We start from the raw sequence: 13,185 nt of genomic DNA, 5'->3' as shown, positions 1-13,185 counted from the left end.
TGTTAATATCCGGGAACCTTCGTAGATGCTGGCCGGTATGCCATCGCCGGCTATGACCTTCGCGTACTGCTGGGCTTCATCCATGTTCTGGTAGAGATCCTTCCCTCCAATTAACCAAAAACAATCGTGTTAAAGGATTCCGCCTCCAGCTCGAACCCGAACGATTCAGCGCCGTCCGAGATTCGTACCGTTCTTGCTTCCTTGAACGGATTCGCGATGACGACGACCCGTTCGCCTTCCGGCGTTTCATAGCTGACCGCATTCCCGTACCAGTGACCGCGCTGCCCGATTCGTCTGGCGCCCGGCCCGATGAAATGCGAGAAATGCTTCATGACGTAATACTCGGGGTTCTTTACGACCGCCCCTTCGTCCGGATGCACCGTCAACATCGAGTTTTGCTCCCAGCCCCAAGTGCTCCGGCCTTTGGGCTCCAGCACCATATTCCAATAAATATAGGCGTTTACTTGATTCGTGAAATAGTGCTGGTACAAGTTGAACACATATTTCGCGTAATCCCATGTATTCGTGCCGTCGCCGCACTCGTTCTCCGTCTGCATGTACCGCAGTTCGGGATAGCTAAGCGCCGTTCGCTGGATCGCCCATTTGCCCGCCCATTGATAGCCGACGCCTTTGATGTATCGATAGGCTGCCGGATCGCTCAGCACCGTGTGCGCATAAGCGTCATGGTCGGCTGCCTTTTTCTTCAGCCACTCGTCCCAAGGCTCCGGAGCGTTGATTGTACCAAGCCATATTTCGGTGTCAAGACCTTGTTGCTCGAAGGCCGGTCCGAGGTAGTCCCGTATGAATTCCCGAAGTTGTTCGCCTGTCCATACGCATGAAGGGAACTTCTGGTCGGCTACGACCTCATTCTGCACATGGATCTGGTGGATCGTAATGCCCTCTTTCTTGTACGCCTGCACGAACTTAACGAAGAACAACGCATACGCCTGCAAGTTGTCTTTCTCCCAGCGCAGCGTGCCATAGTTGTACGCCTTCGGAAACTTCATCCACGTCGGCGGGCTCCATGGCGAAGCGAACAGCTTCAGCTCCGGATTCAAAGCCAATGCTTCCTTGATATAGGGGATCAAATATTGCCGATCCCGATCAATCGAGAAATGCTCCATCGCATAATCTCCGTCCGTCTCGTTCAGGCTGTACCACTCCAGCGCATAATCGCTTGCGCCGATCGGCATACGGCAAATGCTGAATTTCTGTTCGCCGTCCGGATGAAACAGGTCGTACATCGTCCGCTTACGCTCCTCCTCCGGCAAACGGCTGAGAGCGGCCCAGCCAAGCTCGTTGAAGCAGCCGCCGAACCCTTCCACCTCTTGGTGTACATCGCTCGATAACGCCAAATCCGCCGTTCCTTCTGCCGCAACAAGCGGCACAGCTTTCTCGATCCACTGCTGATCTCTTAAGCTTGAATTCCATCGCTTCGGTTGTCTCATTTGATACGCTCCTTCGTCGCTCCATCCATCGTCTCCATGACACTGACGCCCCAAGGCTTCAGCCGGATCTCCTGATCCGATCCAACAGCCGTCCCGCTCAGCAGTTCAGTCCCGTCACCATGCGGGTAACTGAAGGTCTGCTCGCTGTCCGAGTAGTTCAGATAGAATCTGACCGTTCTTCCGAGCTCATTCGTCCCTGTCTTCACGATGAGCGGGAAGGACAGCTCCTGATCGAGTCCCCATAGCCCCGCTTCCTTCACGGCGCGCTCCAGCACGCGGCTCATAACCGCTGCGCTGACGTAGCAGCCGATGTAGAACGCTGCCCCCTGACCGTATTCGTTCCGCGTAATAGCGGCGTACCGTCCCCAATGCGGATGTTCGTATCGCGCAAGCACCTCGGCTGTCGTCGGCGTCAGAAGCTCCATCCAGGTATCAATCCTGTTATCTGCTTCACCAACCCCAAACGGATCGCCTTGCAGCGATACCTGCTTCGGCTCGACGAACATGCTGTATTCCACCCCGCATGCTGCCCGAATGATGCCCGGCTGCTGCACGGTTCTCACCTTCACATTCTCATTCGTGAACCCGCTCTTGAACGTGTATACAATGCAGCCGCCGTTCTCCACGTACGCATTCAACCGCAACAGCAAATCATCATGCGCCGCGTACAGCGCGGGCACGAGCAGCAGATCATAGTCCGCGAACGATTCCGTATACGGGCTGACGATATCGCAGCCGATGTTCAGTTTATACAGCGCATCATACATGAGGCGCACCACATCGTTATAATTGCGATCGTTCGTGAACGAGAACTTGAACCAATCCATGGCCGTTAACGACTCGTTGCTGACCAGGATGGCCGCCCGGTTCTTCTTCCGCAGGTTGACCAGGTGCGGCGACAACCGGTCGAAGTCTCTTCCGATCGTACAGGCTTCCAAATAGACGGGGTTCGGCTCGAAGTCGTGGCTGAGCAGCCCCTTCCAATACGTCTCGAACGAGTTGTGGATCGAATGCCAGTGCCAGTAAGCGACCATGTTCGCTCCGGATGCGATATGGCTGAATGCCTGCAAGCGAAGCTGATCCGGATACGGCGTCCAATGGGTGAATGCCTGGGCCTCAGTCTCCACGACGAGGTAGTTCTTGCCCTTCGTGGAACGCGCAACGTCCCCGCCGAACGATATTTCGATCCCGGTCAGATCGTCTTGCGATGGATGGTAGATGTCAACGCCGGTTACGTCGAACGGTTCCGCGGCCGCAAAGTGGTCGACGTCGCGCTGCACCCCATACGAATAGCCGCGCCACTCGAAATCAAAGTTCTGCATGACGAACTGGCCCGGACGCTTGTACGCGTTGACAAGCTCTACCTGCCATCCCAGGAACCTTGTGACCAGCAAGCGCTGGAATTTTGCAAACTCCGCTCCGAGACTGCCGTTTATCGTGCCAACGACTGAAGGGAAATCCTCCCACGCATCGATCCGATTGCTCCAATAGTCGAGACCGAAGCGGCGGTTCACTTCCTCGAGCGTCCCGTAGGTTTCGCGCATATATTTCACGAACGCCAGCTGCACATTTGGCCCGGCCGTGCCGTAATGCTTCGTCTCGTTATCGGTCTGGTAGCCGATTACCGCGGGATGATCGCAGACGCGCCCGATCAGCTTGCGAATAATGCGTTCGGCGTAGAATAAGTACACCGGATTCGTTATATCCATGATTTGACGGGCGCCGTATTTGCCCGCTCCTTTCACCGTCGTCGCAAGCACGCCTTGATGCTCGCGAACCATCCATGCCGGCACCGCATAGGTGGGAGTGCCGACAATGACGCGGATGCCCGCTTCGTGCATCGCGTCCAGCACCCGATCGACAGAGCTGAAGTTGAACACGCCGTTCTGCGGTTCATGCGTGCTCCAAGTCGATTCCGCGATCCGCACGACATTGATGCCGGCTTCCTTCATCATTCGTATATCCTCATGAAGCCTTTCATAAGGCATATATTCGTCATAATAAGCGACTCCGTACAACAGCTTATCCATCTCCGATGATCCTCCCTTTTCTTATCCTTTAACCGCGCCTTCCGCAATCCCCGCCATAATGAAGCGCTGGAAAATCGCGAAGATGATGAGCACCGGAATGGCTGTCAACACTAACGCTGCGAGAATCAGGGACCATTCTTTGTTATACTCCCCGAACAACGTGTTCGTAGATAAAATCAGCGTATACTTCTCCATGTCCGTCAGCATCAGAAGCGGAAGCAAGAAATCATTCCAGATCCATAGGAAGTCAAGAATGGCAATCGTCACCGTAATGGGCAGCAAGAGCGGGAAAATGATGCGGAAATACGTCTGGAACTCCCCGCATCCGTCGATTTTTGCCGCCTCCTCCAGCTCCCTCGGAATCGACTTGACAAAGCCGTGATAAAGGAAAATGGCCATATTAACGCCAAGTCCGATATAAATCAACGAAAGTCCCCATAGGCTCCCCTGCGCCTCGAGCGCTTTGGCCATCCGCGTGAGCGGAATCATGATGGAGTGAAACGGAACAAGCATCGACGCCACGAATAAGAAAAAAATCGCATTACTGATTTTCCCAGCCGTCCGGGACAACTTATAGCCTGCGAGCGAAGCGCAGAAGATGATGCCGCCGATTCCCAGCACGGACAAACTAACCGAGTTGAACGTGCTCTTCAGCAGATTGACCTGCTCGAAAGCATTCGCGTAGTTTTCCCAGTGCAGCTTGGTCGGAAGCGACGTGAACGAAGCGAACATTTCGCCCTGCGTCTTTAGCGAGTTCACGATCGCCATGTAAATCGGGAAAAAAGCGACGACGCCACCTAGCGCCAGAACGAATAGAATGGAGGCCGATGATAGTCGTTTTGCCATTATGCTTCCACCTCTTTCTTCTTCATGATGCTAATCTGCAGGAAGGTGAATACGAGAATGATGATGAACAGAATGACAGACTTCGCGCTTGCGTAGCCATAAAGAAAGTTGTTCGAGAATGCCTCCTCATAGATGTTCATCGTAATCACCTGCGTGCTTCGTCCCGGTCCGCCTCCGGTTAAGCCATAGACGACCTCGAACACCTTGAACGCGCCGTTAAGCGTCAGGAACAAGCAGATTGTAAGCGCATGCGTAATCATCGGCAGCGTCACGCGAAAGAACGTTTGGAATGTGTTCGCCCCGTCAATGATCGCGGCTTCCTTCAGCGACTGAGGCACGCCTTGCAGAGCAGCCAGGTAAATGATCATCATGTAACCGACGCCGTTCCACAGGGAGACGATCAGAATGGAATAGAACGAAACGTTAGGATCCCCGATCCAGGACTGATCCAGAAACGTAATCATTGTTTTCTCCGCCAATTGAGGCAGCACTTGCGTGAACACGAAAGTCCACATGAAGGCGCTGATGATCGTACTGATCATGTTGGGCATGAAGAATAACGTCCGAAAAAAAGTTTTGCTCCGCTTCCGCGATTCGATCAAGACGGCCAGCAGAAGGGCGATGACGTTTTGCAAGACAACCATGAACAGCACATATTTCAGCGTGAACAGCAGCGAACCGATAAAGTCAGGGTCATCCGTAAGCGCATCCACGAAATTTGCGAAGCCGATAAAATCATAAGTCCGGTTAAGGCCATTCCAGTCGGTAAAGCTGTAGTACATGCCGCCAATGGTTGGGATCAGCAGAAATATGGCATACAACACGAAAGCAGGGGCGACAAACGCAATCAGCAGCAGTAGATTTTTGTGTACTCTGATCGGCACGGTCTTAACTCCTCCCATAAAAAATCTCTATTTTATAAAGCCGGGATGAAGAAGCGGCTTTCCGTCTCTTCATCCCGTGAAGGCATCTTATTGGTTGACTTTATTGTAGCTTTTCCATGCGCGGTCCAACGCTTCGAGCACTTCCTCTTGCTTCATCTGGCCGGCATAGTAGGATTGCAGTCCTTTGCCTACTTCATCTTTGACGGCTTGCGGGATCGCCGGGTCCTGGTAGGACTTGCCCGCTTTGACGTATTCCGTTGCGTCCTGCACCCATGGGAAGCTCTCGTACGTGTGCACCGATGCGATCGGGTTGAACTTAAGCGATTGGAAGAACGCATTCGAGTCTTGGTCGTCGAGAATGTAGTTAATGAAGTCGATCGCGAGTTCTTTGTTCTTGCTTTCAGGCGAAACGGCCAGCGATGTCGACGTGCTCAGATTGATCATCGTCGCGTCCGGGTTGTCGTTGATCGGCAGAGCCGCTACTCCGAAATCAAGATCGGGATTAGACTTCAGAATCGTATCCGCATACCACGGACCTTGCAGCCACATAGCGGCTTTTCCTTGCGCGAACGCCGCGGCGCCGTCATCAGCGCTCACTTCAAGCGCCTTCTCCGTGCCATTCGAGTTGATCAAATCGAACACTTCGAACATGGATTGCATTTCCTTGAAGGAGCCTTCGTCTTTGTTCATTCGTTCGATAAAGTCGTCATTCTCCGTGTTAATCAAGCCGCCGGCGGCTAGCGGCAGCAGCAGCTGCGGGACCCAGGCTTCGCTGTAGGACAGCAGGAACGGCTTCACATTGGCCGAATTCAGCTTATCCACCACCGTCTTCATCTCCGACAGCGTAGCGGGAGGCGTCAGCCCGTGCTCGGCGAAGATCGTCTTATTGTACAAGTAGCCCCAAGACAACGTCTCGAGCGGCACTGCGACAACTTTACCGTCGATCGTAACGGAGCCTCGCACGCTTTCCATCAGCTTGCCGACGAAAGGCTGATCCGACATGTCGGTCAAGTAACCGGCGCGGTAGAAGGAAGGGATCTCGTTAATGGCATGCAGTGTAAAAATATCCGGCGCATCCCCCGAAGCCAAACGCGTCTTAAGAATTTGCGGCGCGGTATCCGCTGTCGGCATTTCCAATTGGACCGTGACGTCGATATTTTTTTCTTCTTTTATTTTTTGCTTGAACTGCTCGATATATTGGTCATATTGCTGCTTGAAGCGCGGCTGGGCGATGAACATTTTCAGCGTGACCGATTTGGCAGCACCGACGCCTCCATTTGACGCTCCTTCTGCATTTTCATTCTCTGCGTTTCCGCAGCCCGCAAGCATTGTAACCGCAGATGTGACGATAAGTACGCTCTTGAACCATTTCTTCATCTGTTTCGCGACCTCCCGAAGTTTACGTTTTTGTTTACGCTTTCATTATAACCGGATGATGTAAGCGGTTTAATTGGACGCTATTAACGCATTGGATTGGATCATTTTAAACCTTTCAGTTCCACGCGCATCTCGCCAGGCGACATACCGAAATGTTTTTTGAACACGCGATAGAAGTATGAAACATCCTCGTAACCTGCCATTTCGGCGACCGATTTGATCGGGATCTGCTCGTCTGCCAGCCATTCCATCGCTTTCTCCATTCGCAAATGAAGCACATAATCGGTCACGTTCCGTCCGTACTCTAATTTGAATGCCTTGCTGAGATACTCTTTGCTGACGTAAAAACGATGAGCCAATTCCTCAAGCGCAACCGGCTCTTGGAAACGGCTGTCGATGTGGCGTCGAACCTCTTCAAGGTTCAACTTGGTTTTGAACTTTCGCTGCTGTACAAGGGAATCAAGCGCCACGACGAATTTGGCCTTCAGAAATTCGCTTAACTCTTCTCCGCTCAGGATGCCGTCCGGTATGGCAACATGACGAAGCTCTTCGACCGACACCGAGTTTTCCTCCATCAGCTCTTTTAATAGGATAAGAAACTCTCTCGCCAGCCGCTGAAGCTCCTTCTTCGACGGTTGCTTGTCCGCCATCTCCATGCCGAGCTGGCGGAATTGCTCAATGAGCCTTTCTTGGTTCATATCCCGGAACAGGGACCGCAGCAAATCCATATGTTTTTTGACGGATAAACCGGCCTCCAGGTCGATAACCAGCTGTTCCTCCTTGTCGGCAGACAGCAGACTCAACCGGCACCTATCCAAAGCAGCGTTCAACTCAGTTGCATCCACTGGTTTCAATATATAGTCAATGGCTCCGTGCAGAAGGGCATGCCTCGCAAGCTCAAAATCATCATATCCGCTGATGACGATCATACGGATATCGGGATAACGCCCCTTCACTACTCGCATCAGCTCGACGCCGTCGATACCCGGCATGCGCATATCGGTAATGACGATGTCCGGCGTATGCGCCTCGATAAGCTCCAGCGCTCCCGCTCCGTCTTCCGCTTCCCCTACGATTTCCATATCATGGCTTTCCCAAGCGCCGAAGCGCTTAATAATGTCCCTCGTCCAGCCTTCATCGTCTACGATTATGACTTTCATCTTTATGACTTACTCCTCTCTATGGAGAGGGACGCGTATCGTAACCAGCGTCCCCTCCGCCGCATGATTCTCGACGGTAATGCCATAGTTAATACCGTAATGTTTATGGATGCGGGACGCCACATTCGAAAGCCCGATCCGCTCCTCTATTCCCATGCTTCCCGACTCGAACGCGAGCCGCTTCCGCAGCCGATCCAGCTTCTCCTTCGGCACGCCGATTCCATTATCCTGAATGAGGATCTCGACATCCGAACCCGTCACTCTAACTTGTACCGCTACGCGCCAAGGCCCCGGCTTTGGATCCAGCCCATGGATGAACGCATTTTCAACAATCGGCTGCAGCGTCAGCTTCGGAATGAGCGCGCTAAACGCATTGGGCTCATGATCGAGCCGGTAGGTCAGCCGATTCGCAAAACGCATCTCTTGGATTCGCATATAATGAGCCAGATGTTCGAGTTCATACTGTATCGGAACGAGCTGATCCGGCTCCCGAATGACATAGCGGAACATCTCGCTGAGCGATTTGATGATCTCGTAGCACTCCTCCGGCTTCTTCGAGAACAGCATGCTTCCGATTAGCTGCAGCGTGTTATGAAGAAAATGCGGATTGATCTGCGCCTGCAGCGCCTTTAGCTCAGCCGTTCTCATTTCCAGCTTCATGCTGTATTCGGTTCGAATATGTTCCCGGATCCGCGCGGACATGTTATATAGTTTGGACTCGAAGAGCCCAATCTCGTCCATCCGATTAGAGAGCGGACGGTCAGTCTCTTTCATCAAGCCTACTCCGCTCATCGTTCTAGAGAGGGCAACGATCGGTCTGGCCACCATCCAGCCGAGGAACACTGCGGCAGCCATGGATAGCAGGACAGAAATAATACCGACGACGAGACCCGTCTTCATCGTTTGATTCGCGCCGCGCGTAATCACGATTTCCGGCACGATCTTCACGACGCGCATCCCGGTCGTTCCGATCGCTCCGTAAAATAAATAGCCGTTCTTGGTACGAAGGAATCCTGTTTCGGCATCCGACGCCTGCCACGCCTTCACGGCATCCTCGATGCCCTCGAAGTCGTCTTCCTTCGCCGCTTGAAGAGCGTACATCAGCTGCCCATTCTCATGGATGACTGCAACGTCCTCCTCCTCCTTAGGCGACAGAAGCTCCATACTCTGATGGAACATGCTCCACCGCATGTCGATGGATATTCCGCCAAGCTTCTCCCGATTCTCGAATCGATTGATGCTTCTAACAAGTTGGAATTGGTCGGGCTTGTCCTCCGAGGTATGAATCATCACATTCTTATTATTCTCGAATAATGCCGCAAAAGGCTCCGGAATCCCCGAAGCGGTCTCGATATCGTTGCCCATGGAGTTGGCAGTGAACAATCGGCCGCTTTCCTTCGCATATAACTGCACCCCAACCAAGTGATTGTTGCCGGAATAAAAAGCGGATGTCAGCATATTCATAATGCTTCGCTGGGCAGTGAACTGTCTGGACGGGATCAAGCTTCCGTTCATGTATTCGCTTACTTCGGGGTGAATCTGAATAGCGTATATCTGATTGTTCAGCTGCGCCACCTTCTCTCCCAGGTTGGCCGCGGTCCACCGCATGTTGGAAAGGTTCGTCTGCACGACTTCCGCTTCCATGCTCGCCCGATTGTTCTCGGCCGCGATGGCGGTTATGACGGTAATCGGGATGACCGGCAGCAAGACCATAATCAGAATTACTTTATTGCGAATGCTTCTTCGAATCGGCTGCAGCAGCCACCGCGCCGCTTTCATCAGCATGGCTCCCCCTCCTTCCGGCAATGCCCGTGCATATTCTCAAGCTAGTATACACAGTCTGTGCCAATTGTTAACACACGCCTTCATTATATCGAAAAAATGAAAGCGTTTAACTGAACAATATTAATGTTGGGATTGGACGATTTTAAACCTTGAGGGGAGATAAAGGCCAACCAATAAAATCTGGTAAGAAGGGGCTGTCCCTAAGTCTTCTACGACTTTTGGGACAGCCCCTCCAACTATACATATCTGACTTTTAGATAATCTTCGCTTACTTGCTCAAATGCGCCAGCATATTCAGCAAAACCGTGACAGCCTCTGCTCTTGTCGCATGGCCCGATGGGGCGAATGTATTGCTGCCTTTGCCCTGCACAATGCCTGCTTGCTTCACGTAAGCTACGCTGGCCTTTGCCCACGCCGGAATATCGTTGTCGTCCGCGAAACCTGTTGCTGCGCCCCCGCCTGCTGAATGACCCAACGCTTTCGCGATCATCGCTGTCATTTCTGCACGCGTAATTTCCGCATCCGGACGGAATGTACCGTCCTCATAGCCTGTAATCCATCCTGCTTGTACCGCTTGCGCAACTGCTTTCTGCGCCCATGCTTCGATCTCCGCGGTATCGGTGAAAGTCAGAGCCGCTTCTTCCCCTTTCGGCTTCAACGCATTCATTAGCATGACCGCGAATTCCGCGCGCGTCACGGTTTTCTCAGGCTTGAACGTACCTTCTGGATAACCGCTGACGATCCCGTTGCTTACCGCTTGCTTGATGTTCGCCTCAGACCAGTGTCCGGAGATATCGCTTAAGTTAACTGTTGCCCCTTGACCTACAGCGAATACGGCATATTTCGTAAAATGATTTACATCTACGGTAATTTGATCGCCGCTGACAACGCCGCCCGGAACTTCCACCCATTCCTTCTTCGTTTCGTCATAATAGAATACGGCTACGGTTTGGTTGCCGCTTAATTTAGACGGATCGAAAGCAAACGTCAACGTGACCGGTTTACTGAAGTTCTCTGAAAAGTTTTTCAGAATCTCAAAGACTGGGCTGGCTAGGACGTCATTATTCGTTAGAAGCGGAGCCGTTTCCAGCACTTTCTCAATCGTTAATTTCAGTTCTTGGTCAGTAGCGCCTACCGGAACAGTGATCGTGACTTCATCTCCCAAGCTAACCTCGCCTGTTTTGCCTGTAGGAAGCGTTAACTTGCCATCCGTGGAGGTGACTGGAGACGTTGGTGCTGTTAACCCTCCACCACCGCTACCACTGCCAGATGGAGTGTTAGGCGTTACGCTCACTGAGCTGGAAGGAACGCTACTATTCCCTAAGCCGTTCGTCGCGACAACCGTAAACGTATAGACCGTTCCATTCGTCAACCCTGTGATCGTGATTGGACTTGTTGTTCCGCTTTCCGTTATGTCTCCCGGACTAGCCGTTACCGTGTAGCCCGTAATCGCGCTTCCCCCATCACTGACCGGCGCCGTAAAGCTGATGGTGGCTTGACCGTTGCCTGCCGCAGCCATTACTCCTGTTGGGGAGCCGGGCATGGACAGCTTCTGGATGCGATGATTTTTATTATCAGCCACATACACATTTCCGCTGCTGTCTACCGCCACTCCACTCGGATAATCAAACTCGCCCAAGCCGCTTCCTGACCCACCGCCGCTCTTCCTCCACTCGCTCCAAACCCCTGTGGATACCGTCAGCTTCTGAATGCGATGGTTTTCGGTATCCGCCACATACACGTTGCCGCTGCTGTCTACTGCCACTCCACTTGGATAATCAAACTCGCCCAAGCTGCTTCCCGCTTCGCCACCGCTCTTCCCCCACTCGCTCCAAACTCCCGTCGATACCGTCAGCTTCTGGATGCGATGGTTTTCCGTATCCGCCACATACACATTTCCGCTGCTATCGACTGCCACTCCACTTGGATAATTAAACTCGCCCAAGTCGCTTCCCGGTCCGCCGCCGCTCTTCACCCACTCGCTCCAAACTCCCGTGGAGACCGTCAGCTTCTGGATGCGATGATTATCGGTATCCGCCACATACACATTGCCGCTGCTGTCTACGGCCAATCCACTTGGATAATCAAACTCGCCCAAGGCGCTTCCCGATCCGCCGCCGTTCTTCCTCCACTGGCTCCAAACCCCCGAGGATGCCGTCAGCTTCTGGATGCGATTGTAATTCGTATCCGCCACATACATATTTCCGCTGCTGTCTACTGCCACTCCACTTGGGTGGTCAAACTCGCCCAAGATTGCATTTTCGCTGTCCCCCCTCCACTCGTCCCAAGCCCCCGTCGATACTGTAAGCTTCTGAATGCTATAATTATCAGCTACATACACATTTCCGCTGCTGTCTATCGCCACTCCATTCGGTTTGTAAAACTCGCCTGGGACCGAGCCGTAGGTAGGTCCAATATACCCCCACTGACTCCAATCACCTATAGATACCGTCAGCTTCTGGATACGATGGTTAGCTTGATCCGCCACATACACATTTCCGCCGCTGTCTACCGCCACCCCAGTCGGATAATTAAACTCGCCAAATTCGTTTCCAAATATTGGAAAGTCATTACTGTCTTTTTTCCCCAAATCGCTCCATTCCCCCGTTACCGTCCGCTTCTGGATGCGAGTGTTGTACCAATCAGCCACATACACATTTCCGCTGCTGTCAACCGCAACTCCAGCTGGATAACTAAATTCTCCCAAGCCATTCCCTGATATTGGGAGGTCGTTACCGCCTTTTTTCCCCCAATCGCTCCATTCCCCCGTTACCGTCTGCTTCTGGATGCGATGGTTATTCATATCAGCCACATACACATTACCGCTGCCGTCTACCGCCACTGCACTTGGATTATTGAACTGGCCCAACCCGCTTCCAGTTCCGGAGCCCAAACTGCTCCAAGCATCCGGTATCCCCGGAATTGGGGATACCGTCAGCTTCTGGATGCGATTGTTATAACTATCAGCCACATACACATTTCCGCTGCTATCTACCGCCACCCCACCTGGATAGTAAAACTGGCCCAAGCCGCTTCCTGTAGCAGGGATTCCTGGGTTTCCTGAATCCTCCTCTTTGGCCCCCCACTCGCTCCACACCCCCGTTGATACCGTCAGCTTCTGGATACGATGGTTATTTCTATCAGACACATATAAGTTACCGTTGCTGTCTACCGCCACTCCATTTGGATTATTAAACTCGCCCAAGCCGCTTCCTGAAGCAGGGATTCCCGGGATTCCTGAACCTTCTTCTTTCGCCCCCCACTCGCTCCAAATCCCCGTGGAGTTCGTCAGCTTCTGGATGCGATGGTTATAAGTATCCGCCACATATACATTACCGCTGCTGTCTACCGCCACGCCAGTTGGACCATTAAATCCTCCTAAATTTGAACTAGCGACAAGCGATATCTTGGCATATTGACTCCAAGCTCCTGCTGCTTGTACCGGGACTGCAAATGTACTTACACATACAATAAGCAGCAACAAGCTCAGCATAGATCTTTTCCCTATGCCTTGTTTTGCTTTTTTTGATTTTATGATTGTCGTCATTTTTTTCCTCCCAATCTACCATTTCTGATAATAAGATAAGCTAGAGCATGCTCCACTTAAACAAACGATTACCCCGAAACCGTATCTGTTCAACTATAAAGTCCTCTC

At 52.4% G+C, this 13,185-nt stretch carries 8 protein-coding genes; all 8 read right to left on the bottom strand.

The features are described 5' to 3' along the window. Positions 1–110: 110 nt before the first annotated feature. A complete protein-coding gene (locus tag RB620_RS03330; RefSeq protein WP_308092097.1) occupies positions 111–1,448 on the bottom strand; it encodes a glycoside hydrolase family 30 protein in 1,338 nt (445 codons plus the stop codon). Beyond that, positions 1,445–3,478 carry a beta-galactosidase gene (locus RB620_RS03325; RefSeq protein WP_308092096.1) on the bottom strand — a complete coding sequence of 678 codons (2,034 nt, stop codon included), beginning with the start codon at positions 3,476–3,478 and terminating at the stop codon, positions 1,445–1,447. Before RB620_RS03325 ends, RB620_RS03330 begins: the two co-directional genes overlap by 4 nt. Before the next feature lie 21 nt (positions 3,479–3,499). Next, positions 3,500–4,324 (bottom strand): carbohydrate ABC transporter permease, encoded by an 825-nt coding sequence (locus RB620_RS03320; protein ID WP_374121353.1) that lies wholly within the window; start codon positions 4,322–4,324, stop codon positions 3,500–3,502. Then, positions 4,324–5,226 carry a carbohydrate ABC transporter permease gene (locus RB620_RS03315; protein ID WP_374121352.1) on the bottom strand — a complete coding sequence of 301 codons (903 nt, stop codon included), beginning with the start codon at positions 5,224–5,226 and terminating at the stop codon, positions 4,324–4,326. The genes RB620_RS03320 and RB620_RS03315 overlap by 1 nt, the downstream gene beginning before the upstream one ends. 69 nt (positions 5,227–5,295) lie before the next feature. Beyond that, on the bottom strand, positions 5,296–6,585 hold the full coding sequence (locus RB620_RS03310) for an ABC transporter substrate-binding protein (protein WP_308092094.1): 1,290 nt from the start codon (positions 6,583–6,585) through the stop codon (positions 5,296–5,298). Positions 6,586–6,686: 101 nt separating this feature from the next. Beyond that, positions 6,687–7,745, bottom strand: coding sequence for a response regulator transcription factor (locus tag RB620_RS03305; RefSeq protein ID WP_308092093.1), 1,059 nt, complete (start codon positions 7,743–7,745; stop codon positions 6,687–6,689). 9 nt (positions 7,746–7,754) lie between these two features. Beyond that, entirely contained in the window at positions 7,755–9,530 is a 1,776-nt protein-coding gene (locus tag RB620_RS03300) for a sensor histidine kinase (protein ID WP_308092092.1), read from the bottom strand. A 268-nt stretch (positions 9,531–9,798) separates the two neighbouring features. Beyond that, on the bottom strand, positions 9,799–13,077 hold the full coding sequence (locus tag RB620_RS03295; protein ID WP_308092091.1) for an S-layer homology domain-containing protein: 3,279 nt from the start codon (positions 13,075–13,077) through the stop codon (positions 9,799–9,801). Positions 13,078–13,185: the final 108 nt, after the last annotated feature.

The organism is Paenibacillus sp. LHD-117, from assembly GCF_030929555.1.
In the GTDB taxonomy this organism is placed as follows: Bacteria; Bacillota; Bacilli; order Paenibacillales; family Paenibacillaceae; genus Pristimantibacillus.
This window is presented reverse-complemented; position numbering and strand designations above follow the sequence as displayed.